Source organism: Lysobacter soli (assembly GCF_003382285.1).
Taxonomy (GTDB): Bacteria; Pseudomonadota; Gammaproteobacteria; order Xanthomonadales; family Xanthomonadaceae; genus Lysobacter_J; species Lysobacter_J soli.
Genome location: NZ_QTJR01000001.1, coordinates 144,649 through 168,963, shown reverse-complemented (window position 1 = coordinate 168,963; position 24,315 = coordinate 144,649). Strand labels below are relative to the sequence as shown.

The following is a 24,315-nucleotide window of genomic DNA, read 5'->3' as shown; positions in this document are numbered from 1 at the left end:
CTAGGGCCCGATCAGCGCCTGCAACGGCAGCTGGATGTCCGTCAGCGTCCACTTGAAGCCCTCGCGCGTGAGCACAAACACCACCGGATCCCCGTCCGCGTTGCGCACGGTGGCGCTGAACCGCGACGGCGACTCGAAGCGGTAGCTCGCATCGCGCAGGGGATCGGGCGGCGGGACATGGGCGAGCCCGTCGTTGGGATCGACACCGCCGCCGGTCAGCCGATGCAGCAGGCCGCGCCCCTGCAGGACCGCGCCGATGCCGGCCGGTGTGGCGAGCGCATCGACGATCCCGCCAGCGGCCTGGTTCGCCAATCCCAACGCAAACGCGCCCAGCGGGTTGTTCTGCGCGTCGACGCCCGCCTTGCGCGCGAGCGTGTCTTCGACCTGCGCCCGAAGGCTGCGCCGCACCGCGACGAAATCGACGTGCTTTGCCAGCGCGGCGGTGTCCTCCTCGGCGACCGCCTCGCGGATCGCGTTGATGGTCAGGAACGGGCCGGCGGCGATCCAGCCGGCCAGCGCCAGCAGGACGACGACGAGCAGGGCGATCCACTTTTTCATCGGCGACGAACCGGTCGGAGGAACGGCGATGGTAGGGCGCCCGGGTCGCCCGCGCGATGAAGGCGGATGCCGTGCCGCATCGGGCCTCCGGCGCGCAAGCTGCAGTGCACATCGCATCCGGCGGGGCGATGGCTCAGTATGTGCGCCTTCACAGCCCGCTCGAACGAGGTTTTCCATGCAGTCATGGCTCCGGCGCAAGGACATCGACAAGCTCACCGTCCATGAGGAAGGGCGGCGGCTGGTGCCCACCCTGGGCTGGCCGCACCTGGTCGCGCTGGGCATCGGCGCCATCGTCGGCACCGGCATCTACACGCTGATCGGCGTGGGCGCCGACAAGGCGGGCCCGGCGGTGCTGCTGTCCTTCATCGTCGCCGGCGTGGTCTGCGCCTGCGCGGCGCTGGCGTATGCCGAGATGTCCACGATGATGCCGGCCGCCGGCAGCGCCTACACCTACAGCTACACCGTGCTGGGCGAGGCGATCGCGTGGATCGTTGGCTGGAGCCTGATCCTCGAATACTCGCTGGTGGTGAGCACGGTCGCGGTGGGCTGGTCCGGTTATTTCGCCGGCTTCCTGCAATGGGTGCACACGCAGACAGGGTGGAACGTCATGCTGCCCACGGCGCTCATGGCGGGCCCGCACGCTGGCGGCGTGATCAACCTGCCGGCGATCGTCATCACCTTCCTCGTCGCCGGCATGCTCATCGCCGGCACGCGCGAGAGCGCCACGCTCAACGCGATCCTGGTGGTGTTCAAGCTGATCGCACTCGCCGTGTTCATCGTCGTCGCGCTGCCGGCGTTCGATTCGGCCAACCTCACGCCGTTCATGCCCTACGGCTTCCCGAAGTCGATCGATGCCGAAGGCGTGGAGCGCGGCGTCATGGCCGCGGCGGCGATCATCTTCTTCGCCTTCTACGGCTTTGATGCGATTTCCACCGCGGCCGAAGAGACCAAGAACCCGGGCCGCGACCTGTCGATCGGCATCATCGGTTCGATGGTCGGCTGCACGCTGATCTACGTGCTGGTCGCGCTGGCCGCGGTGGGCGCAATGACCTTCACCGTGTTCGGCAAGAGCGCCGAACCGCTGGCGCTGATCATGCGCGAGCTGGGTCATCCGCAGGCCGCGCTGGTGATCGGCATCGTGGCGGTGATCGCGCTGCCGACGGTGCTGCTGGCGTTCTTCTACGGCCAGAGCCGCATCTTCTTCGTGATGTCGCGCGACGGCCTGCTGCCGCGCAGCCTGTCGAAGGTGAACCCCCGCACCGGCACGCCGGTGGCGATCACGCTGTTCACCGCGGTGCTGGTCGCCGCGCTGGCGGGCGTGGCACGCCTGGACGAAATCGCCGCGCTGGCCAACGCCGGCACGCTGGTGGCGTTCATCGCGGTGTCGGTGTGCATGCTGGTGCTGCGCAAGCGCGATCCGAACCGCCCGCGCGTGTTCCGCACGCCGATGGCGTGGGTCGTCGGCCCGCTGGCGATCTTCGGCTGCCTGTACCTGTTCTGGAGCCTGCCGCACACCACGCAGAAGTGGTTCCTGGTGTGGAACGTGGTGGGCGTGATCGTCTACGTGCTTTACAGCCGTCGTGCGAGCCTGCTGGCGAAGGGGCAGAACGTCTGAGGACGTTTCTTCCTGTCGACGAAGAAAAGGCGCCGCAGGGCGCCTTTTCTTTTTCAGCGTCATTGCCGTTCTTCTTCAGCGGTCATTGCGCCTCCTTTCAGCTGTCATTCCCGCGAAGGCGGGAATCCATCCGTCAGCGGCATCAACTCATCCGTAAGGCGTGGGATGTCGGAACGATGGATTCCCGCCTACGCGGGAATGACAGCAAAAACCGGGAACGCGGAACGGCGCCCCACTATCCCAGCGCCGCCGAAAGCACCGCCCCGGCTTCCTCTTCGATCTTCAACGCCGCCAGCTCGTCCGCGCGCGTGCGCCCGCGGTTGAGGATCGCCAGCGGAATGCCGGTCTCGTGCGCCATCCGCGCGAAGCGGAAGCCCGAATACACCATCAGCGACGAACCGACCACGAGCATCGCGTCGGACGCCTTAAGCGCCTCGCCGGCGCGCACCGCGCGATCCTTCGGCACGTTCTCGCCGAAGAACACCACGTCGGGTTTGAGCATCCCGCCGCAGGCTTCGCAGACCGGCACGGTGAAGCGGGTGAAATCGTGGCCGTCGAGGTCCGCGTCGCCGTCCGGCGCGGTGGTCGCGTCGAGGTGGGCCCAATCGGGATTCGCCTCGGCGAGCCGCGCCTGCAACGCCGCGCGGGGCGATTCGGCCCGGCATTGCAGGCAAACCACGCCATCGAGCCGGCCGTGCAGGTCGATCACGTGGCGGCTGCCGGCGCGCTGGTGCAGGCCATCGACGTTCTGCGTCAGCAGCATCGAGACGGCGCCGCGCGATTCCCAGTCGGCCAGCGCGAGATGCACGCCGTTGGGCTTGGCGTCGTCGATGCGCGGCCAGCCGATGAAACTCCGCGCCCAGTAGCGGGCGTTCACGCGCGCATCGCCCGTGAAGGCCTGATAGGTGACGGGCGGGGTTCGCTTCCACTGGCCGTCGGCATCGCGGTAGTCGGGGATGCCGGAGTTCGTGCTGCAGCCGGCGCCGGTCAGCACGAAGACGCGCCGGAACGGGGCGAGCCATTCGCGCAGCGCATCGGCCGGCGAGTCGGTGGGGTTGGGCAGGGCGGACATGCCTCCATCTTATGGGCGAGGGGAGAAGGCCCAAGCCCCGCGAGCCTGAACGCGCTCCGTCCTGCCGTCCCAAGCCCGGCCGACCTGAACGTCTGGCCGATCGTCGTCTCACAACCTGAGACACGCCTCCCGCACCATCGATCCCATGCCCTTGAGCGCCTTCCATCCCGCCGTCGCCGCCTGGTTCGCCAAGGCCTTCCCCGCGCCCACCCCGGCCCAGATGCAGGCGTGGCCGGCGATCCGCAGCGGCCGCGATACCCTCGTCGCCGCGCCCACGGGTTCGGGCAAGACGCTGACGGCGTTCATGACCGCCATCGACATGCTGGTCCGCCGTGGGCTGGAGCATGCGAACAACGGAACCCTCTTCGACGAGGCGGCCGCGCTGCCCGACGAGACCTTCGTCGTCTACATCTCGCCACTGAAGGCGCTGTCCAACGACATCCGCATCAACCTCGAGGCACCGCTCGCCGGCATCCGCGAGGAGCTGGCGGCGATGGGCCTGCCCGACGTCGAGATCCGCACCGCCGTGCGCACCGGCGACACCCCACAGGCCGAGCGCGCGGCGAACCGTCGCAAGCCGCCGCACATCCTCGTCACCACGCCCGAATCGCTGTACGTGCTGCTCGGCTCCGAATCCGGCCGCGCGATGTTGTCGACGGTGCGTTCGGTGATCGTCGATGAAATCCACGCCGTGGCTGCGAGCAAGCGCGGCAGCCATCTCGCGCTCTCGCTGGAGCGGATGGAAGCGCTGTGCGGCCATCGCCTCACGCGTGTCGGGCTGTCGGCCACGCAGAAGCCGATCGAGGAAGTCGCGCGTTTCCTCGTCGGCTCGGCCAACGTCGCGCCCGACGGCACGCCGGACTGCGAGATCGTCGACATCGGCTATACGCGCCAGCGCGACCTGTCGCTCGAACTGCCGCCGACGCCGCTCAGCGCGGTGATGTCGTCCGACCAGTGGGAGCAGGTCTATACGCGCGTGTGCGAACTGGTCGAACAGCACCGCACGACGCTCGTCTTCGTCAACACGCGCCGCATGGCCGAGCGCGCCGCGCACCATCTGGGCGAAAAGCTCGGCAAGGACGCGGTGGCCGCGCACCACGGGTCGCTGTCGAAGGAACTGCGCCTGGACGCCGAACAACGCCTCAAGCGCGGCGAACTGCGCGTGCTGGTGGCGACGGCATCGCTGGAACTGGGCATCGACATCGGCGACGTGGACCTGGTCTGCCAGCTCGGTTCGCCGCGTTCAATCGCCGCGTTCCTGCAGCGCGTGGGTCGCTCCGGCCACTACGTGGGCGGCACGCCGAAGGGACGGCTGTTCCCGCAGACGCGCGACGAGCTGGTCGAATGCGCGGCGCTGCTCGACGGCGTGCGGCGCGGCGAACTCGACGCGTTGATCATGCCCGAGGCGCCGCTGGACGTGCTGGCGCAGCAGATTGTCGCCGAAGCGGCTTGCCAGGAATGGAGCGAGGACGCGCTGTTCGACTGGGTGCGTCGCGCGTGGCCGTACGCGCAGCTCAAGCGCGAGGATTTCAACGCGATCGTGCGCATGCTCGCCGACGGCTTCACCACGCGTCGCGGCATCCGCGCCGGCTACCTGCATCGCGATGCGGTGAACCGCGTCGTGCGCGGCCGCAAGGGCGGGCGCACCACCGCGCTGATGTCGGGCGGCACGATTCCCGATACCGGCGACTACTCGGTGATCATGGAACCGGAGTCGGTCTTCATCGGCACGGTCAACGAAGACTTCGCCATCGAAAGCATGGCCGGCGACATCTTCCAGCTGGGCAATGCGAGTTACCGCATCCTGCGCGTCGAACCGGGCAAGGTCCGCGTGGAGGACGCGCAGGGCCAGCCGCCGAGCATTCCGTTCTGGCTGGGCGAGGCGCCGGGGCGTACGGATGAACTCTCCGTGGCCGTGTCGCGTCTGCGCGAGGAAGTCGTCGCGCGCCTGACGCCGGTGACTGAGCCCCTCTCCCCCCGGGAGAGGGGTTGGGGTGAGGGTCGGGACGAGCAAGGCAATGACGCGGCCGATGTCGATGTGGGTTCATCGAACGCGCAACTCGCCGCCCACATCGAATCCACCGCCGCCTTCGCCCACCTCACCGAAGACATTCAGCTTCCCCCCGAAGCCGCGCGCCAGATCATCGAATACCTCGGCAGCACGGCCGCCACGCTGGGCGCGATGCCGACACAGAACACGCTGGTTCTGGAGCGCTTCTTCGACGAATCCGGCGGCACGCAGCTCATCATCCACACGCCCTACGGCAGCCGCATCAACCGTGCGTGGGGCCTGGCGCTGCGCAAGCGGTTCTGCCGCAAGTTCAATTTCGAACTGCAGGCGGCGGCGACCGAGGACGCGATCATCCTGTCGCTGTCCACCAGCCACAGCTTTCCGCTGATCGAAGTGGCGAGTTACCTGCATTCGGCGTCGGCCGAGCACGTGCTGATCCAGGCGTTGCTCGACGCACCGCTGTTCGGCGTGCGCTGGCGTTGGGTCGCGACGACGGCGCTCGCGCTGCCGCGCTTCGTCGGCGGCAAGAAGGTGCCGCCGCAACTGCAGCGCATGAAGTCCGAGGACCTGCTCGCGACCGTGTTCCCCGACCAGGTCGCGTGCGCGGAAAACCTCGTCGGCGAGCGCGAAGTGCCCGACCATCCGCTCGTCGCGCAGACCCTGCACGACTGCCTTCACGAGGCGATGGACATCGACGGCTGGCTCGACGTGCTGCGTGCGATGGAATCGGGCGAAGTCCAGATCGTCGCGCGCGATCTCAGCGCACCGTCGCCGTTCGCCGCGGAGATCCTCAACGCGCGTCCGTACGCGTTCCTCGACGACGCGCCACTGGAAGAGCGCCGCACGCAGGCCGTGCAGACGCGCCGCTACACCGATGCCGGCAGTGCCGACGACCTCGGCCGTCTCGATGCGGACGCCATCGACGCCGTGCGCGAGGAATGCTGGCCGCAAGTGCGCAACGCCGACGAGATGCACGAGGCGCTGATGGGCCTGGGCGTCGTCACCGAACGCGAGGTGCGCGAGAACGGCTGGGCCGACTGGCTGCAACGCCTGGTCAAGGCGCATCGCGCGACGAAGCTGGCGCCGCCCGCGCTCGACAAACCCGTGAGTCAGCGCGGCAGCGACGGCAACGGCCTGTGGGTCGCCGCCGAACGCCTGCCGCAGCTGCAGGCGGTGTTCGCCGACGTCGCGATGCATCCGCCGATCGAAGCGCCGGCGGAGTACGCCGCGCAGCCGTGGGATCGCGAGGACGCGCTGGTCGAGCTGCTGCGTTCGCGCCTGACCGGACTGGGGCCGACGCCGTCGCAGGTGATCGCCGACGATCTGTCGTTGTCGAAGTCCGACACCGAACTGGCGTTGCTGCGTCTGCAGAACGAGGGCTACGTGATGCAGGGGCGCTTCACGCCCGGCATCGGCGTGGACGAGTGGTGCGAAAGGCATCTGCTCGCGCGCGTCCACCGCTATACGCTCAAGCGGCTTCGTCGCGAAATCGAGCCCGTCGCGCCGCGCGATTTCATGCGCTTCCTGTTCGACTGGCAACGCGTCGCGCCGAGTGCGCGCGTCAACGGCCCCGAAGCGCTGGCCGGTATCGTCTCGCAGCTGGAGGGTTTCGAAGCGCCCGCGGCCGCGTGGGAATCCGAGCTGCTGCCGGCGCGCATCAACGACTATTCGATCTCCTGGCTGGACGACCTGTGCACCGCCGGCCGCACGTTGTGGACGCGTTTGCGCGCGGGTGCCACCGACGCCGGCGCGGCGAAGGGCAGCACGCCGGTCCGCGCGACGCCGGTCGTGCTGTTGCCGCGTCGCGATGCCGCCGTGTGGACACGACTGGCGCCGCCGCCGGCCGCGGACGAAGCGTTGTCCTCCCGCGCGCAGAAGGTCGTCGATTACCTCGGCGAACACGGCGCATCGTTCTTCGACGAACTCGTCGGTGGCGCGCATCTGCTGCGCACGGAACTGGAAGACGCGCTGGCCGAACTCGTCGCGCGCGGCCGCGTGCACTGCGACAGCTACGCGGGCCTGCGTGCGCTGCTCGTGCCTGCATCGAAGCGGCCGAGCGCGTCGAATCACGGGCGTCGCCGTCGTGCCGCGCTGTTCGGTATCGAGGACGCCGGCCGATGGGCATTGATCCGTCGCGCGTCGACGCCGCAGGCGCATACGGCCGAAGACGTCGAACACGTCGCGCGCACGTTGTTGCGCCGCTACGGCGTGGTGTGTTGGCGCCTGCTCGAACGCGAGGCGCAATGGCTGCCGCCGTGGCGCGAACTGGTGCGTGTCTACCATCGACTGGAAGCGCGCGGCGAGATCCGCGGCGGCCGCTTTATCTCCGGCCTGTCGGGCGAGCAGTTCGCGCTGCCCGAGGCGATCGGCCTGATGCGCCAGATCCGCCAGCGCCCGCAGGACGGCGCGATGGTGTGCGTGTCGGCAGTCGATCCGTTGAACCTCGTCGGCACGATCATCAGCGGCGAAAAGGTGCCGCGCCTGGCCGGGTCGCGCGTGCTCTATCGCGATGGCGTACCGCTGGGAACGCTCGTCTCGGGCGAAGTGAACCTACTGGCCGAACTGCCGCACGACGAGGAAGCGAAGGTGCGCCGCATGCTGCTGCGCGAGCCGGAGCGCTCGATCGCGGGCTTCACCGCGCCGATCTCGCTGCCGTCGCTGGCGCCGGTGGTTCGCACGACGCATTGATGCGCCGGCTTTGATCGCGGCGGCGTCGTCTCGCCGTTCATGTCTTCAGGCCGCCTTGACCGGCCCGATTCGAAGATGCGTCCGTATCTGCCACGGACACGTCGTACATTGGCCACGCGCAAGTCGCCGTCGAAACGCCTGCCTTCGAAAGCGCCTGCCAAGCGCGTCCGCAAACGCGCGGCCGTGCGGGACGGTGAAGCGCCGGAGCCCGTCGACGACGGCCTCGCCGCGATGCGCGAGGCCGCGATGGGCTGCAAACGGTGCCCGCTGTGGAAGCCCGCGACGCAGACGGTATTTGGCGAAGGGCCCGACGATGCGCGCGTGCTCGTCATAGGCGAACAGCCCGGCGACGCCGAAGACCTGAGCGGGCATCCCTTCGTCGGCCCTGCCGGCAAGCTGTTCGATCGCGCGCTCGCCGAACTCGGGCTGGATCGCGCCAGGTTCTACGTCACCAATGCGGTGAAGCACTTCAAGTACGAAGTGCGCGGCAAGGTGCGCCTGCACCGTAGTCCCAACGGCTCCGAACGCGCGGCCTGTCGCATCTGGCTGGAACGCGAACTCGCCGCGGTGAAGCCGGACGTGATCGTGTGCCTTGGCGCGATCGCGGCGCGCTCGGTGCTGGGAAGCAAGTTCCGGCTGATGGCGGAGCGCGGCAGGTGGCAGGCGCTTGCGGATGGAACGCGCGTGCTGGCGACGGTGCATCCGTCGTTCGTGCTGCGGCAGCGCGGCGACGAGGAGCGCCACGCGGCCTACGCGCAGTTCGTCGCGGACCTGTCGCTTCTCAAGCGCGCGAGGGGCAGGACATGACGGTGAAGCAGGGCAGGGTGCGTATCGGCATTTCCGGCTGGCGTTACGCGCCGTGGCGCGGCGTGTTCTATCCGCCGGGCCTGGCGCAGCGACGCGAGCTCGAATACGCCGCGCACTGCTTCCACAGCATCGAGGTCAACGGCACGTTCTATTCGCTGCAGCGGCCCGAGAGCTTCCGCCTGTGGCGCGACGAAACGCCGGAGGAGTTCGTCTTCGCCGTGAAGGGAAGCCGCTTCCTCACGCACATGAAGCGCCTGAAGGACTTCGAGACGCCGCTGGCGTCGTTCTTCGCGCAGGGCGTGCTCGCGCTGGGCCCCAAGCTCGGGCCGTTCCTCTGGCAGCTGCCGCCGAACTTCCACTTCGATGCGGAGCGGCTGCGTGCCTTCTTCCAGAAGCTGCCGACGAACACGACGGAAGCAGCGAAGTTCGCGCGTCGACGCGAAGTGTCGTTGATGAAAGGACGCAGCGTGCTGAGCGCATCGGGCGACTATCCGCTGCGCCACGCGCTGGAAGTGCGGCACGAGAGCTTCCTCGTGCCCGAATTCACTGCGCTGCTGCGCGAGTTCAACGTCGCGCTGGTGGTGGCCGACACCGCGCGCAAGTTCCCGTTCGTCGGCGATGTCACCGCCGATTTCGTCTACATTCGCCTGCACGGCGACGAGGAACTCTACGCCAGCGGCTACGGCGAGAAGGCGCTCGACGACTGGGCGCGGCGCATCCGCGCGTGGCGTTCCGGCGGCGTGCCGAACGACGTGCCGCGCATCGAACGCTCGCGGCCCGAGCGCCGCCCGCGCGATGTCTACTGCTACTTCGACAACGACGCGAAGGTGCACGCGCCCTTCGACGCGCGCGGCCTGATGCATCGCCTGGGCGGCTGACGCGGGACGGTCAACGCACCGCAACCTTCGACCGCGAGGATGGCGCGGCCGGTTGCACGGGGGAGCCGGCGTCCCCTGTCCGCAAGGAGCGAGCCCATGCACGTGTTCACCCACCGGATGTTCCGATTTGCCGCGGCCACGCTGCTGGCTCTCGGCATCGCCACGCCCGCCGCTTTCGCCGATGATGCGGCGATGAGCGCTTCGTCCGATCGCCAACGTCCGTCCGATCCGCCCGGCCGCATGGGCCTGATCGTCATCGGCCACCGCGGCGCCAGCGGCTATCGGCCGGAGCACACGCTGGAGTCCTATCGCCTCGCGATCCGCCAGGGCGCGGATTTCATCGAGCCCGACCTGGTCGCGACGAAGGATGGCGTGCTGGTGGCGCGGCACGAAAACGAGATTTCCGGCACCACCGACGTCGCCTCGCATCCGGAATTCGCCAACCGCCGCACGACCAAGACGATCGACGGCGTGGCGATGACCGGCTGGTTCACCGAGGACTTCACCCTCGCCGAGCTGAAGACGCTTCGCGCGAAGGAGCGCATTCCGGCGATTCGCCCGAATAACACGCGCTTCGACGGGCTGTATCCGATCCCGACGCTGGCGGAGGTCATCGCGCTGGTGAAGCGCGAGAGCCGAAACGGCCGCCGCATCGGCATCTATCCGGAAACCAAGCACCCGACGTACTTCGCGCGGGAAGGCCGCCGTCTGGATGGCACGCCGATCCACACCTCGCTCGGCGCGAAGCTGGTCGAAACGCTGGTCGCCGAGGGGTTCACCGATTCGCGCCGCATCTACGTGCAGAGCTTCGAGTTCGAAAACCTGATCGAGCTGAAGAAATCGCTGATGCCGGCTGCCGGCATCGACCTGCCGCTGGTGCAGCTCTACGACGACTTCCACAGCGCCACGCCTTACGACCTCACGTACAACCTGGCGCACGGTGCGAACCTGGCGTCGATCTACGGCGGCCTCGTGCAGGCGGCGGGCGGCATCGACGCGAACACGCGGTACGGCGCGTTCGCGAGCGAGGCGGCGTTGACGTGGATGCGCGCGAACTACGCGAGCGGCGTTGGTCCGTGGAAGGGCAGCCTGCTGCCGCGCACGACGCTGCCCGCGCCGGTCGATGCAAACGGCGATGGCAAGGCGGAACTCGCCGCGCAGAACACCGGCGTCGTGCATCCGATGCTGGCGTGGGCGCTGAAGGCGGGATTGCAGGTGCATCCGTACACGTTGCGTGCGGAGGAGTCCTTCCTCGCGCAGACGCCGGGCGGCGTTCCGCAGTCGGTCGTCGCCGAGGCGCTGCAACTCTATGGACTGGGCGCGCAGGGGTTCTTCATCGACCAGCCGGATCAGGGTGTGCTGGCGCGGGAGATTTTTCTGGAGGTGAATCGACTGCGCGGGCGCTGACGCAGCGCGTCTTGACGCATCCCCCTCCGGCCTCCAACGATCTACGAAAGGAGTTGGATGGGGGTAGGGATGGTTGAGGGCAGAAAGAGATCGCGCTTCATCCGCGCGATCGTCGGTGTGCTGATGGTCCTCGGTGCATTGCCGCTGGCGTTGGTCGTCTACCTGATCGCCGCGCACTTCGGCGGACGCTGGATGTTCGACCGGCATGCTCACGAATGGGCCGGCGTCATTGCGCGCGAGGCGCCGCCGGGCACGTCGCAGGCGGATGTGGAGCGTTTGTTCGCCGGGCGCGGAATCGTGCTCGGCTGTGATGCGCGTGGACGCATCGCGACGTGCTACGGGACCGACAAGGAACGCTTCGGCTTGCTGCCGGAGTGGTTCCTCCGGTTCGAAGCAACGTTCGAGGATGGGCGTCTGGTACGGGTGGAGCAGAGGGCGCTAGGCATCGGTTTCTAGCGGCGCGATCAACGAAGAAAAAAAACCGCCCGGTTTCCCGGGCGGCTCTTCGTTTCACGCGAGGCTGAAGCGGCTTACTTCTTCGCCGCCTTGCCCGTCGGCTGTGCGGCCGGCGCGGTGGTCAGGCCACGCTTCTCCAGCAGCGGCTCGATCTTCGGATCGTGGCCGGCGAAGTTGCGGAACAGCTGCAGCGCGTCGGTGCTGCCACCCTGCGAGAGCAGCGTCTGGCGGAAGTGGTCGCCGTTCTTGCGGCTCAGGCCGCCGTTCTGCTTGAACCACTGCACCGAGTTGGCGTCCAGCACTTCCGACCAGATGTAGGCGTAGTAGCCGGCCGCGTAGCCGCCCATGATGTGGCTGAAGTACGGCGTCTTGTAACGCGGCGGCACCGCGTAGAAGTCCACGCCGTCCTTCTTCAGCGCCGCGCCTTCGAACGCCATCACGCCCGAGGCCTGCGGCAGCTGGCCTTCGGTGGCCTGGTGCCAGTTCTGGTCGAGCATCGCCGCGCCCAGGTACTCGGTCGTCGCGAAGCCCTGGTTGAACTTCGACGCCGCGATGACCTTGTCGAGCAACTCCTTCGGCATCGGCGCGCCGGTCTGGTAGTGCTTGGCGTAGTTGGCCAGGATCGACGGCCAGTCGGCCCACATCTCGTTGACCTGCGAGGGGTACTCGACGAAGTCGCGCGGGACGCTGGTGCCGCTGAAGTAGGGGTACTTCACGTCCGAGAACATGCCGTGCAGCGCGTGGCCGAACTCGTGGAACGCGGTGGTCACTTCATCCCAGGTCAGCAGCGTCGGCTTGCCTTCGCTCGGCTTGGGGATGTTGAGGTGGTTGGCCACCACCGGCTTGAAGCCGGTCAGCCCCGACTGGTCGACGTAGGAGTTCATCCACGCACCGCCGCGCTTGGACGAACGCGCATACGGATCCCAGATGAAGATGGCCAGCTGCGAACCGTCCTCGTTGAACACGTCGTACACCCACGTATCCGGGTGGTACTTCGGCAGGTCGGTGCGCTGCTTGAACTTCAGGCCGTACAGCTGGCCGGCGGCGTAGAACACGCCGTTCTCCAGCACGTTCTGCATCTCGAAGTACGGCTTGAGCTGCGATTCGTCGAAGCTGTACTTCTGCTGGCGGACCTTCTCGCTGTAGAAGGACCAGTCCCACGGCTCGAGCTTGAACGTCGGCTGGCCCTTGGCCTTCTGCTCGGCGTCGATCATCGCCTGCAGGTCGGCGGCCTCGCGCTTGGCGTTGGCGACGGCGGCCGGGGCGAGCTGGCCGAGCATCGCGTTGACGGCCTGCGGCGTCTTGGCGGTCTCGTCTTCCAGCACGTAGGCGGCGTAGTTCGGATAGCCCATCAGCTTGGCGCGCTCGGCGCGCAGCTTGGTCACGCGCGCGACGATGCCGGTGTTGTCGAACTCGTTGCCGCGGCTGCCGCGGGCGACGGAGGCCTTGTGCAGGCGCTCGCGCAGCGCGCGGTTGGTCAGCTGCGCCTCCGGCGGCTGGCCGGTGGTGTTGAGCAGCGCGATGACGTACTTGCCCGGCAGGTTGCGTGCCTTGGCGGCTTCGGCGGCGGCGGCGATCTGCTCGTCCGACAGGCCGTCGAGTTCTCCCTTCGTGTCGACGGTGATCGCCGAGGCGTTCACTTCGGCCAGCACGTTCTGACTGAACTTGGTGCCAAGGCCCGCGAGTTCGGCGTTGATCTGCTTCAGCTTGGCCTTGTCGGCGTCCGACAGGTTGGCGCCGGCGCGGACGAAATCGGTGTAGTAGCGCTCGACCAGGCGCACGCCCTGCGCGTCCAGGCCCAGCGAGTCGCGCGTGTCGTACAGCGCCTTCACGCGAGCGAAGAGCTTGCCGTTGAGGTTGATGGCGTCGCGGTGCGCGGCGAACTTCGGCGCGTAGTCGCCCTGCAGCTTCTCGCGCGTCGGGTTGGTGTCGGTGCCGACCAGGTTGAAGAACACGGTCGTGGCGCGGCCCAGCGTGCGGCCCGAGTTCTCCATCGCGATGATGGTGTTCTCGAAGGTCGGCTTCTCGGGGTTGTTCGCGATGGCGTCGATTTCCTTCAGCTGCTGCGCCATGCCGGCGTCGAAGGCGGGCGCGAAATCGCTGTCCTTGATCTTGTCGAACTGTGGGTAGTGCAGCGGCAGCGTGCTGTCGGCGAAGAACGGGTTGGTGCCTTTGGCGGCGTCGGCTTGCGCACTCACGGCGGTACCTTGCTTGGGGGTCTTGGCGTAAGTGGGGGCGGTCGCGGCGATTGCCACGGCCAGCGCCAGCGCGAGAGGGTGCTTCATGGACTTGGAAACCTCGTCAAAGGGAGCCCGAAGCCTACCCGATGGCCCGTAGGCGGACCCATGACGAAAGGCATGGGGGAATGAACGGCCTCCACCGGCACAGGCTGGCTACACTCGCCGAACAGTCGGACCGCCGGTCCGGACAACGGATGGGACGGGAATGGACATGAACACGAAGACTCGGATGGCGCTGGCCCCGCTCGCCCTGGTGCCGCTGGCGCTTGGCCTGCTCGCCTTGGCACCACAGGCACTGGCCGCCGAAACGCTCCGCTACGTGGCCCTGGTGGACGGCGGCAAGCAGGCGGGGCAGCAGGTCGTGACGACGGGCACCGACGGCACGACGAAGGTCGAGTTCATCTTCAAGGACAACGGACGCGGTCCGGAGCTGAAGGAGGAATACACCCTCGCGCCCGACGGTACGTACCAGACCTACAAGGTGCAGGGCACCTCGACCTTCGGCGCGAAGATCGACGAGAGCTTCCGCCGCGACGGCGACCAGGCGCAGTGGAAGTCGACCTCCGACGAGGGCAGCCAGAAGGTGCAGGGCACCGCGCTGTACCAGCCGCTGGGCGGCTCGCCGGCCGGGTATTCGGTGGCGTTCAACGCATTGTCGAAGCGGGCCGACGGCAAGCTGCCGCTGATCCCGAGCGGCACGCTCACCTCGCGCAAGGTCGGCCAGGCGCAGGTGCAGTGCGGCGCGAACAAGCGCGACGTGCAGCTTGTTGCCGTGACGGGCGTGGGCCTGGTGCCGACGTTCGTATGGGCGACGACCGACGCGAACCCGCGCCTGTTCGCCTACATCTATCCGGGCTTCGTGCAGCTGGTCGAGGACGGTTGCCAGGCCATCGCCGCCGATCTGGAAAAACAGCAGAAGCAGGCCGAAGGCGACGCGCTCGTCGAACTGGCCAAGCGCCTCGGCCATCCGCTGGCCGGCACGACGCTGATCCGCAACGCGCGCGTGTTCGACAGCGAGAAGGCGACGCTCGGCGCCGCCAGCGACGTGCTGGTGAAGGACGGCAGGATCGTGTCGATCACGCCGACCTCGAAGAAGCCCGCCGCCGCCGACCACGAGATCGACGCGAACGGAAAGGTGCTGCTGCCGGGCCTGTTCGACATGCACGGGCACGTCGGCCGCTGGGACGGTGGGCTGAACCTCGCCGCCGGTGTCACCACCGTGCGCGACATGGGCAACGACAACGCGACGCTCCAGCAGATGCTGGGCGAGATCAAGGCCGGCACGCTGATGTCGCCGGACGTCGTGCCGGCCGGTTTCATCGAGGGCGAGAGCAAGTTCTCCGCGCGCAACGGCTTCGTGGTGAAGAACCTCGACGACGCGAAGAAAGCGGTGGACTGGTACGCCGGGCACCACTACCCGCAGATCAAGATCTACAACTCCTTCCCGAAGGACATCCTCAAGGACACCGTCGCCTACGCACATTCCAAGGGCCTGCGCGTAAGCGGCCACGTGCCGGCGTTCCTGCGCGCGCAGGACGTGGTGGACGACGGTTTCGACGAGATCCAGCACATCAACCAGCTGATGCTGAACTTCTTCGTCGACGACAAGACCGACACGCGCACGCTGGCGCGCTTCTACCTGCCAGCCGAGAAGACCGACGGGCTCGATCTCGACAGCAAGCCGGTACAGGACTTCATCCACACCCTCGCCAGCAAGCAGGTGGTGATCGATCCGACGCTGGCGACGTTCGAGTTCCTGCACCAGCGCGAAGGCGAGATGTCGCCGATCGTGGCCGACGTCGCTGACCACCTCCCGCCGGACGTGCAGCGCGGCCGCCGCGCGGCGGAGATGAACATCCCCGACGACGCCACCGCGGCGAAGTACACGCGTTCGTACGCGAAGATGGTCGAGTTCGTCGGACGCGCCTACAAGGCGGGCGTGCCGATGGTCGCCGGCACCGACGAAATGGTCGGCTTCACCCTGCAGCGGGAGCTGGAGCTCTACGTGCAGGCCGGCCTGACGCCGTCGCAGGCGCTGCAGGTCGCGACCTGGAACGGCGCCAAGTACAGCCGGACGCTGGCCGAGCGCGGTTCGGTCACGCCGGGCAAGCGCTCGGACCTGGTGCTGATCGACGGCGATCCGACGAAGAACATCGCCGATATCCGCAAGGTGGCGCTGGTCCTGAAGGGCGATACGGCCTACTACCCGGAGGAGATCCATGAGGCCCTGGGGATCAAGCCGTTCGCGCCGGCGGTCCGGGTGATGAATTCGAGGTGAGGCGACCAGGTGCCTGGGTTTTTGCCCCCTCTCCCGCGAGCGGGAGAGGGCTAAACGCGGGCTGGTCATGAGGGGAACCAGGCGCCCGATACGCGCCGGTACGGCCCTTTAACACTCTGGTAACATTCCCGCGTCATGTCGAGCTGCCAGGGCGCGGGACCGGGTCCGCGCCGAGGCCGTCAAGGGACGGCCCTGAGTAGATTTTTTCGCTCATCGCATCGCCGTAGTGCGCGCCGGAGAGAAGCCGCGCTGCGTCGGCCTTCGAACCCTTGGCGCCTCCACCTTTTCGGCGCCGCTCATCGAGACCGCCCCATGTCCATGCCGCTCGCTCCGCGCAAGCTCCCCCGCCACGCCCTGACCGTCGCCATCGCCCTGATGCTGCCGGCGCAGGCCGCCTTCGCGCAGGATGCGCAGACCACGCCGAGCGAAACGACCTCGGCCACCACGCTGGACACCGTGCAGGTGACCGCGCAGCGCAAGGTCGAGAACCTGCAGGACGTGCCGGTCTCGGTCAGCACGATCAACGCGCAGGAACTCGACGTGCTGGGTTCGGGTGGCGGCGACGTGCGTTCGCTGTCGGGCCGCGTGCCCAGCCTCAACATCGAATCCTCCTTCGGCCGCGCGTTCCCGCGCTTCTACATCCGCGGCTACGGCAACACCGACTTCCGCCTCAACACCTCGCAGCCGGTCTCGCTGGTGTACGACGACGTCGTGCAGGAAAACCCGATCCTCAAGGGCTTCCCGATCTTCGACCTGGATCGCGTCGAAGTGCTGCGCGGCCCGCAGGGCTCGCTGTTCGGCCGCAACAGCCCGGCCGGCGTGGTGAAGTTCGAATCGGCCCGTCCGTCGCAGGAAACCAGCGGCTACGGCAAGCTCGGCGTCGGCACCGACAACATGGTGAACTTCGAAGGCGCCGTCGGCGGCGGCCTGACCGAGAACCTGTCGGCACGCGCGTCGGTGCTGTACCAGCGCCGCGACGACTGGGTCACCAACGACTACCCGGGCCCGAACGACGGCTTCGAGGGCTACGACGAATCCGCCGGCCGCGTGCAGTTCCTGTACGAAGGCGGCGACTGGGACCTGCTGCTCAACGCGCACGCGCGCCACCTCAACGGCACCGCGCGCCTGTTCCGCGCCAACATCATCGAGCCGGGCACGAACGACCTGGTCTCGGGTTTCGACGAAGACCGCGTCTCGCTCAACGGCCTGAACCACTCCGAGCTCGACAGCCAGGGCGCGAGCGCGCGCCTGAGCTGGAACCTCAGCGACACCTACACGCTGTACGCGATCACCGGCTACGAGTCGGTGGAAACCTACAGCCGCGGCGACATCGACGGCGGCACGCCGGACGGCCCGGGCTTCATCCCGTTCCAGTCCGAAACCGCCGACGGCATCCCGCGCCACTCGCAGTGGACGCAGGAATTCCGCATCGAATCGAACACCGGCACGCCGTGGAACTGGCAGGGCGGCGTGTTCTATTTCAACGAGGACTACGACGTCGAAAGCTTCAGCTACGACTCGCTCAACAACGGCCAGCAGGACGGCTACGAGCGCGTTCGCCAGACCAACGACTCGTGGGCGATCTTCGCCGCCGCCACGTGGCAGGCCACCGACGCGCTCGAACTGCGCGCCGGCATGCGCTACACCTGGGACGAGAAGGAACTGAACGTCCTGGATTACTGGAACACCGGCTTCGCGCCGTGCATCGGCCCGACGCTGGGCATCATCCCGGGCCCGGTTCTCTGCACGAAGGAGGACCTGCTCGCGGCCGAAGGCCCCGGCGGTACGCTGTCGGCGGCGCCGGAAGACAAGAAGTTCAGCTGGGACGTGTCGGCCACGTACGAGATCAACGACGACGTGAATCTCTACGGCCGCGTCGCCACCGGCTACCGCGGCAGCTCGATCCAGGCCGCCGGCGCGTTCAACCGCATGTCGGTCGCCGGTCCGGAAACCTCGACCTCGTACGAGGCGGGCGTGAAGGCCGACCTGTGGAACAACCGCGCGCGCATCAACGCCAACGTGTTCTATTACGAAGTGAAGGACCAGCAGCTCACCGCCGTGGGCGGCGCCGCCAACGCGAACATCCTGCTCAACGCCGACAAGTCGGTGGGCCAGGGCTTCGAGATGGACTTCCAGGCGTACCTGACCGACACCCTGCTGGTCACGCTGGGCAGCAGCTACAACGACACCGAGATCAAGGACAGCGACCTCAACGTCGCCGGGTGCGCGGCGTGCACCGTCACCGATGCGCCGGTGCTCGACCCGGTCACGGGCCTGCCGACCGGCAGCTTCTACATCGACGGCAACCGCCTGCCGCAGGCGCCGAAGTGGACGCACAACCTCACCGCGCGCTGGGGTCTGCCGATGGACAACGGCAACGAGTTCTACGTCTACACCGACTGGATGTATCGCGGCGAGCTGAACTTCTTCCTGTACGACTCGGTGGAGTTCACCGCCAAGTCGCTGGTCGAAGGCGGCCTGCGCGTGGGCTACAGCTGGAACTACGGCAAGTACGACGTGGCGCTGTTCGGCCGCAACATCACCGACGAAGTGCAGGTGGTGGGCGCGATCGACTTCAACAACCTCACCGGCATGATCAACGAGCCGCGCACCTTCGGTGCGGAGTTCCGCGCCTCGTTCTGATCGAACGTCCACAAGGTTGCACGCAGCGACGCCGGGCTTGTCCCGGCGTTGTTGTTTTTTGGATTCGTTGTTGGGGCCGCGACGCTTGCATCGAGCACATCATCTCCGTCATCCCGGCGAAAGCCGGGATCCAGGCTCGTACCGCTCGTTCTTGCGATGCGCGCCCTTCGGAATGCGTGACAGCCTGGATCCCGGCCCTCGCCGGGATGACGGCTGCCCTTCGAGGTCGCGGAACCTTGGAGGTATCCTCCCTTCAACCTGCACCCAACCGGAGCGCCCCCATGACCACCGCCTACGACTTCACCGCCACCGACATCGACGGTCAGCCGCGCTCGCTGGGCGAGTTCCAGGGCAAGGCGCTGCTGATCGTCAACGTCGCGTCCAAGTGCGGGTTCACGCCGCAGTACACGGGGCTGGAAAAACTGCAGCGCGATTACGCCGCGCGCGGCTTCGACGTGCTGGGCTTCCCGTGCGACCAGTTCGGCCACCAGGAGCCGGGCGACGAGGCGGAGATCAAGAATTTCTGCTCGCTCACCTACGACGTGACCTTCCCGATGTTCGCCAAGGTCGACGTCAACGGCGACGCCGCGCATCCGCTGTGGAAGTGGCTGAAGGACGAGAAGGGCGGCCTGCTCGGCATCGATGCCATCAAGTGGAACTTCACCAAGTTCCTCGTCGGCCGCGACGGTCGCGTGCTCAAGCGTTACGCGCCGACCGACAAGCCCGAGTCGATCGCGAAGGACATCGAGGCCGCGCTGGCCTGATGTCGATGTCCGCGGCGTCATGCCGTTGACGTCGCAACAGCGCATTCGCATAGCACGCTGCGACCGCGGCCCCGCGTAGGCGCGCGCGCGGCGGCGGCTGGCCGTTGCCCGAAAGCCCCGGCGTTGCCTCGTCTGGAGGTGTCGCATGTTCAGTGGTCGCTGGCCGGGCTGGAGTGCCTGGGCCGCATCCACCTGCGTCGCGCAGCGTGGACGGGGCGGGGCACGTGAGGCGGGTGCAGGGCGTGGCGTCGCGTTCATCGTCGCGCTGCTGCTCGCGTTGGCCTGCGCCTCGTCCCCGGCGGTCGGCGCGCCGGCGCCACTCGCGTCGGCCCCCATCGCGAATGACGCCCGGGAGCCGGACGACGCGCCAGACGAGGAGCGCTTCGGCGCCTCCAGCTATTTCTCGGCGACGCCGCAACTGAGGCCGTTGCGGCCGCTGGCGCACCTGCCGCCGAACGCGCGGGCGAGGGTGCACGCCGCGGTGGCCACCGCGCCGGATCCGTGGGAAACACGGCTCGGACGCTCGTTCGACATGGAAATGGCGGCGATGATCACCGCGTTCCAGGCGCGAGGTTACGTGCTCGACGGGTTCGCGCTGGCATGGCACCCGCGCGACGCGGAGGCCGCAAACACGGGCAGGAAGTCCGACGCCGACGCCGGCCGCGATCTGCATCGCGAGATCCCGGGCGTGATGCTCTTCCGCCGCGATGGATGGCGCAGCGGCGGCGATGTCGAGTACTACGCCGTGTTCCTGGTGGGCGATTCGCAGACCTTCGGCGTGGAGCCGGCCGCGTTCGCCCGGGCGGCGCGTTGCGCGCTGCTGTTCAACGGTATCGGCCCCGACGAACTGCAGGCCGCGCGACTCGTCGATTGCGACCTGGCCGCCGTGCCGCCTGGGACGCGCGAGCGCGGGCTCGACATCATCGGGCCCAGCTTCTCAGGTTCTATGCAGTCCATGGCCGTGGCGCTGGGCAACCTGTGCAACGGCCCGTGCGACGAACGCGTACGCGTGACGATGCTCAGCCCGTCGGCGTCGGTGGGAAGCAATCGGGCGATCGTGGCGCACCCGTTCCTTGCGCGTCGCGATGGCGAAGGCACCGCGCCGGTCGAGTACCACTCGCTTGCCAGGAATCTGGCGACGCAGGTAGCCGGCTTGCTGGGCCACCTGTGCCGGGACGAAGGCATTCCCGTGGAGAACGTCACGATCCTCGCGGAGGAATCCACCTTCGGCGGCGAGGCATTGCGGCTGGCCCGCCACGACCCGTCGGCCATCGGCTGCGGCGAGCGCCTGCGCATTTCCGCGCGGCAATTCCCGCCCAACATCGCCTCGATCCGCGCCGAGCATTCCATCCTGCGCGGCGCGCAGCGCGAGCACGCCGAGGCCGCGCTGCCGGCCACGCGACGCCTGCTCGAACTGGACATGGGCGGTGCCGAAGCGGCGTCGGAACGCCCACCGGTGTACCAGCCCAGCCTGACGTCGCGATCGGACGAGCTGATGCTCTATCGCGGCTTCGACACGATGAAGGTGTATCGCACGCCGAACGTCGTGGTGATCGTGGCCACCGACATCCGCGACCGACTGTTCCTGCTGGGCGAAGTGCGCAAGGCGTTGCCCGGCGCGCTGCCGGTGATGGTCGAGCTGGACTTCCTCGCCGTGCATCCCGACTACCGCAAGGCCAGCCGCGGCGCCGTGGTGCTGGCGGCGGGCGAGCCCGTGGCGTGCCTGAGCGAAGACGGCGACCTGGTGGCGTGCCGTGCGGTCGTGAAGGACGAGCGCTGCCACGCGCCGCGGCAGGACGATGTCGCGGGTGCCGGCGCGGCAAACGCGCGCGGCAGGACGCAGAAGACGCGTTTCCCGTTCGCCACGGACCACGCCGCCAACACGTTCCGTGCGGTGGTGTTGCTGGACGAGTTCCGCGAGGGCAACGCGCCGTTCGGTCAGTTCATGGCGCGCAAGGAGCGGGCGCTTGCCGAGCCCGGGGAGCCCGTCGCCTACGTCGCCACCATGGCCGGCTTCCAGGGCCTGGGCCGCAAATCCTACGAGCAGCGCAGCCTCGTCGCGGTCGCCGACGTTCGGCTCGCGATGCAGGAGCCGGCGTACCTCGCGCTGATGCTGGGCGGCCTGTTCTTCGTCGTCGCGGCCGTCTGGCTCTGGCTGGGCGAATGCCGCGGCCGCGTGATGCTGCCATTCCTGCGCGGGCTCGTCTCCGATTTCCGCGCCACGACCGCGACGGCGTGGCGCCGCTGGCGGCATGGACGTCGCGTCGAAGCGACACCCTGCCAGAACCCCACCGCCGCGGCTTCGCTGCAGCCGGCCTGTCGAACGGCGTGGCTGGCGGCGATGACCGCGGTAGGCGCCGCCGCACTGGTCATCGCCACACGCCGGCTGGCCGAGTTGCTGCAGTCCAGCGCCGAGGATGCGACGCGCCAGCCGTGCTACTTCATGCTCGCGCACGGCCGCGACCTGCACGCGCTGGCCTGCATCTGGCTGCTGTACGCCGGGCTGTGCATCGTCGCGTACATGCGGCTCAACGTGTCCAATCGCCGTTACGCGTTCTACAACGCCGTGTTCACCCGCAACGCACGCCGCACCGCGAACCGCACGCGGGTGATCACGGGCGTGTCGTGGGCGGTGCCGGTCGTCTGCGGGCTGGCGGCGATGGGGCTGGTGCTGCTCGTGCACGGGCGCGCGGTTAGCATCGACAACAACGACGTGTGGTGGATCGCCGGCATCGTGCTCGCTACGGGGCTGGCGTTCCTGGTGAACCTGTTCTGGCAGGTGCGGCTGCTGGGCAACCTGTCGTTGTCGCTGGCGCGGACCATCGCGCCGGTGCAGGCGCAGCGCGCCATCCGCGACTGGCCCAAGCCCTCGGCGATCCGCGAAGCGCCGCAGACACCGTTCAACCTGTCGCTGCGCGAATACCGGCGCGACATGCCGGCGCTGCTGCGCGCCTCGCCGCGCGCGTGGGCGAAGCGCACGCTGCAGGTGATGCGCGATGCAGGCACCAGCGGTCCGGACGCGATGAATCCCTGGCAGTTCGAGCGCTGGACCGAGCAGCTGGTGGCCGAACTGAAACTGTGTGTCGTCCCGATCCGGACCTGCGCATGGTGCGCGATGCTGGCGCCGGTCTCGGTGCTGGTCGCGATGTCGGTCTATCCGCCGGTCTACGAGCGCCTGCTGACGTCCATCGCGATCATGCTGCTGCTGCTCAGCTTCGCCGCCACGATCCTGGTCGTGCTGCGGCTGGAGAAGGACGCGATGCTCGGCCTGATGTTCACCAACGACGGCAACACGCTCACCTTCGGCGGCGCGCTGCGCGCGTTGTGGCCGAAGTTCGTGGCGATGGGGCTGATCCTGGTGCCGCTGGCCGCGCCCGACGTGTGGTCGTGGATGTACGGCCTGGTGCGTTCGATCAACTCGTTCGGTTGACCTACTTCTCGACGAACGCCCGCTCGAACACGTACTGCCCCGGCGTGCCGATGCGCGGCGCGGCGGTGAAGCCGCGACGGTCGAGGATGTCGCGGAAATCGGCCAGCATCTGCGGGCTGCCGCAGATCATCGCGCGGTCGTGCTCCGGATCCAGCGCGGGCAGGCCGAGGTGTTCCATCATCCGGCCGCTGTCGAACAGCTCGGTGAGGCGGCCGCGCTGGTCACGACCGTCGAAGTCGAACGCCTCGCGCGTCACTGCCGGGTAGTACTTCAGCTTCGCGGCGATCTGCTCGCCGAGGAACTCGTGTCGCGGCAGTTCGTTGACGAAGTAGTCGCGATACGCGAGGTCCTGCGCGCTGCGGACGCCGTGGGTCAGGATGACGTTGTCGAAACGCTCGTAGGTTTCCGGATCCTTGATCACCGCCAGCCACGGCGCCAGGCCCGTGCCGGTGCCCAGCAGGTAGAGATTGCGGCCCACGTGCAGGTCGTGGATCAACAGCGTGCCGGTGGGCTTGCGGCCGATCAGCACCTCGTCGCCGGGCTTGATCGACTTCAGGCGCGAGGTCAGCGGGCCGTTGGGCACCTTGATGCTGAAGAACTCCAGCTGCTCTTCCCAGTTCGCGCTCGCGATGGAATACGCGCGCAGCAGCGGCTTGTGCGAGCCGTCGGGCTGTTCGACCTGGAGGCCGATCATCACGAACTGGCCGTTCTCGAAACGGAAGCCGTCGTCGCGCGTGGTGGTGAAGCTGAAGTAATCGTCCGTCCAGTGACGGACATCCAGCACCGTCTCGGTGCCAAAAGCGGAGGACATCGGGGTGTCTGGGGCGAGTGGGGGAAGCGCGGCCATTGTAGCCCAGACGCCTTCACTTGATATTGATTCTCATCTGGGCGACATGGCGCCGACTATGCTCCGGCCCATGCGAACGATCTGGACCGTGGGCCATTCCACGCGCGAATGGCCGCAATTCCTTAGCCTGCTGATGCAGGCGGGGATCGAGGCGGTGGCCGACGTCCGGCGCTATCCGGCGTCGCGTCGTCATCCGCAGTTCGCCGCCGCGACGATGGCCGGCGGGCTGGCCGAAGCCGGCATCGACTACATCCCGATGGTCGAACTGGGCGGCCGGCGCACTCCGCGCAAGGATTCGTCCAACACCGCGTGGCGCAACGCGTCCTTCCGCGGTTACGCGGATTACATGGGGACCGATGAATACCGCGAGGCGCGCGACCGGCTCGAGGCGATCGTGGCCACGCGCCGCACCGCCGTGATGTGCGCCGAGGCGTACTGGACGCAGTGCCACCGCAGCCTCATCAGCGACGACCTGAAGTCGCGCGGCTGGACCGTCGTGCACCTGATCGCCCCCAACCGCATCGAAGAACATCCGTACACGAAGGCGGCGCGGATCGTGGATGGACGCTTGGATTACGCTGCGGTCGCGCAGCCCGCGCCGCAGGGCGACCTGTTCTGAGC

14 protein-coding genes and 1 pseudogene are annotated in these 24,315 nt (G+C 68.0%); 11 read left to right on the top strand and 4 right to left on the bottom strand.

Annotated features, from left to right (window positions below; genetic code table 11):
• Positions 1-558 (bottom strand): DUF2939 domain-containing protein, encoded by a 558-nt coding sequence (locus DX912_RS00745; protein WP_115840554.1) that lies wholly within the window; start codon positions 556-558, stop codon positions 1-3.
• A gap of 175 nt (positions 559-733) precedes the next feature.
• On the opposite strand from DX912_RS00745, the gene DX912_RS00740 reads away from it, so the two are divergent.
• Positions 734-2,173 (top strand): amino acid permease, encoded by a 1,440-nt coding sequence (locus DX912_RS00740; protein ID WP_115840553.1) that lies wholly within the window; start codon positions 734-736, stop codon positions 2,171-2,173.
• A 235-nt stretch (positions 2,174-2,408) separates the two neighbouring features.
• On the opposite strand, the gene DX912_RS00735 is transcribed toward DX912_RS00740, so the two are convergent.
• Positions 2,409-3,245, bottom strand: coding sequence for an NAD-dependent protein deacetylase (locus DX912_RS00735; protein ID WP_115840552.1), 837 nt, complete (start codon positions 3,243-3,245; stop codon positions 2,409-2,411).
• Between the two features lie 145 nt (positions 3,246-3,390).
• Here DX912_RS00735 and DX912_RS00730 point away from each other — a divergent pair, with 145 nt between their 5' ends.
• The 5 genes and pseudogenes from DX912_RS00730 to DX912_RS00710 all read left to right on the top strand — a co-directional run bounded on the left by DX912_RS00730 (position 3,391) and on the right by DX912_RS00710 (position 11,492).
• Positions 3,391-7,944, top strand: a complete 4,554-nt coding sequence (locus DX912_RS00730; protein WP_425477867.1) for a DEAD/DEAH box helicase — start codon at positions 3,391-3,393, stop codon at positions 7,942-7,944.
• A 132-nt stretch (positions 7,945-8,076) separates the two neighbouring features.
• A pseudogene (locus DX912_RS00725) lies at positions 8,077-8,751 on the top strand (UdgX family uracil-DNA binding protein); the annotation flags it as partial.
• Complete coding sequence (locus tag DX912_RS00720; RefSeq protein ID WP_115840549.1) at positions 8,748-9,629, top strand: DUF72 domain-containing protein; 882 nt, start codon at positions 8,748-8,750, stop codon at positions 9,627-9,629. The pseudogene DX912_RS00725 and the gene DX912_RS00720, both read left to right, overlap by 4 nt.
• A 96-nt stretch (positions 9,630-9,725) precedes the next feature.
• Positions 9,726-11,036, top strand: a complete 1,311-nt coding sequence (locus DX912_RS00715) for a glycerophosphodiester phosphodiesterase family protein (RefSeq protein ID WP_220340742.1) — start codon at positions 9,726-9,728, stop codon at positions 11,034-11,036.
• Between the two features lie 57 nt (positions 11,037-11,093).
• Positions 11,094-11,492, top strand: a complete 399-nt coding sequence (locus DX912_RS00710; RefSeq protein ID WP_147298532.1) for a hypothetical protein — start codon at positions 11,094-11,096, stop codon at positions 11,490-11,492.
• A gap of 74 nt (positions 11,493-11,566) precedes the next feature.
• On the opposite strand, the gene DX912_RS00705 is transcribed toward DX912_RS00710, so the two are convergent.
• Complete coding sequence (locus DX912_RS00705; RefSeq protein WP_115840547.1) at positions 11,567-13,777, bottom strand: M3 family metallopeptidase; 2,211 nt, start codon at positions 13,775-13,777, stop codon at positions 11,567-11,569.
• Positions 13,778-13,943: 166 nt separating this feature from the next.
• Between DX912_RS00705 and DX912_RS00700 the strand changes: the two genes are divergently transcribed.
• The 4 genes from DX912_RS00700 to DX912_RS00685 all read left to right on the top strand — a co-directional run bounded on the left by DX912_RS00700 (position 13,944) and on the right by DX912_RS00685 (position 22,847).
• Entirely contained in the window at positions 13,944-16,010 is a 2,067-nt protein-coding gene (locus DX912_RS00700; protein ID WP_233433431.1) for an amidohydrolase family protein, read from the top strand.
• A gap of 318 nt (positions 16,011-16,328) precedes the next feature.
• On the top strand, positions 16,329-18,653 hold the full coding sequence (locus tag DX912_RS00695; RefSeq protein WP_425477886.1) for a TonB-dependent receptor: 2,325 nt from the start codon (positions 16,329-16,331) through the stop codon (positions 18,651-18,653).
• 281 nt (positions 18,654-18,934) lie between these two features.
• Positions 18,935-19,417, top strand: a complete 483-nt coding sequence (locus DX912_RS00690; protein WP_115840545.1) for a glutathione peroxidase — start codon at positions 18,935-18,937, stop codon at positions 19,415-19,417.
• Positions 19,418-19,562: 145 nt separating this feature from the next.
• Positions 19,563-22,847, top strand: a complete 3,285-nt coding sequence (locus DX912_RS00685) for a hypothetical protein (RefSeq protein ID WP_147298531.1) — start codon at positions 19,563-19,565, stop codon at positions 22,845-22,847.
• 1 nt (position 22,848) lies between these two features.
• Here the strand turns inward: DX912_RS00685 and DX912_RS00680 are convergent, their stop codons facing one another.
• A complete protein-coding gene (locus DX912_RS00680) occupies positions 22,849-23,658 on the bottom strand; it encodes a ferredoxin--NADP reductase (RefSeq protein ID WP_115840543.1) in 810 nt (269 codons plus the stop codon).
• Between the two features lie 106 nt (positions 23,659-23,764).
• Between DX912_RS00680 and DX912_RS00675 the strand changes: the two genes are divergently transcribed.
• The gene (locus DX912_RS00675; protein WP_233433430.1) at positions 23,765-24,313 is read left to right on the top strand and encodes a DUF488 domain-containing protein; all 549 of its coding nucleotides are present in this window, start codon (positions 23,765-23,767) and stop codon (positions 24,311-24,313) included.
• Positions 24,314-24,315: the final 2 nt, after the last annotated feature.

Coding starts and splice junctions, on each gene's coding strand:
- DX912_RS00745 (WP_115840554.1), bottom strand. CDS start 558: ATGAAAAAGTGGATCGCCCTGCTCGTCGTCGTCCTGCTGGCGCTGGCC.
- DX912_RS00740 (WP_115840553.1), top strand. CDS start 734: ATGCAGTCATGGCTCCGGCGCAAGGACATCGACAAGCTCACCGTCCAT.
- DX912_RS00735 (WP_115840552.1), bottom strand. CDS start 3,245: ATGTCCGCCCTGCCCAACCCCACCGACTCGCCGGCCGATGCGCTGCGC.
- DX912_RS00730 (WP_425477867.1), top strand. CDS start 3,391: ATGCCCTTGAGCGCCTTCCATCCCGCCGTCGCCGCCTGGTTCGCCAAG.
- DX912_RS00720 (WP_115840549.1), top strand. CDS start 8,748: ATGACGGTGAAGCAGGGCAGGGTGCGTATCGGCATTTCCGGCTGGCGT.
- DX912_RS00715 (WP_220340742.1), top strand. CDS start 9,726: ATGCACGTGTTCACCCACCGGATGTTCCGATTTGCCGCGGCCACGCTG.
- DX912_RS00710 (WP_147298532.1), top strand. CDS start 11,094: ATGGGGGTAGGGATGGTTGAGGGCAGAAAGAGATCGCGCTTCATCCGC.
- DX912_RS00705 (WP_115840547.1), bottom strand. CDS start 13,777: ATGAAGCACCCTCTCGCGCTGGCGCTGGCCGTGGCAATCGCCGCGACC.
- DX912_RS00700 (WP_233433431.1), top strand. CDS start 13,944: ATGAACACGAAGACTCGGATGGCGCTGGCCCCGCTCGCCCTGGTGCCG.
- DX912_RS00695 (WP_425477886.1), top strand. CDS start 16,329: ATGCCGCTCGCTCCGCGCAAGCTCCCCCGCCACGCCCTGACCGTCGCC.
- DX912_RS00690 (WP_115840545.1), top strand. CDS start 18,935: ATGACCACCGCCTACGACTTCACCGCCACCGACATCGACGGTCAGCCG.
- DX912_RS00685 (WP_147298531.1), top strand. CDS start 19,563: ATGTTCAGTGGTCGCTGGCCGGGCTGGAGTGCCTGGGCCGCATCCACC.
- DX912_RS00680 (WP_115840543.1), bottom strand. CDS start 23,658: ATGTCCTCCGCTTTTGGCACCGAGACGGTGCTGGATGTCCGTCACTGG.
- DX912_RS00675 (WP_233433430.1), top strand. CDS start 23,765: ATGCGAACGATCTGGACCGTGGGCCATTCCACGCGCGAATGGCCGCAA.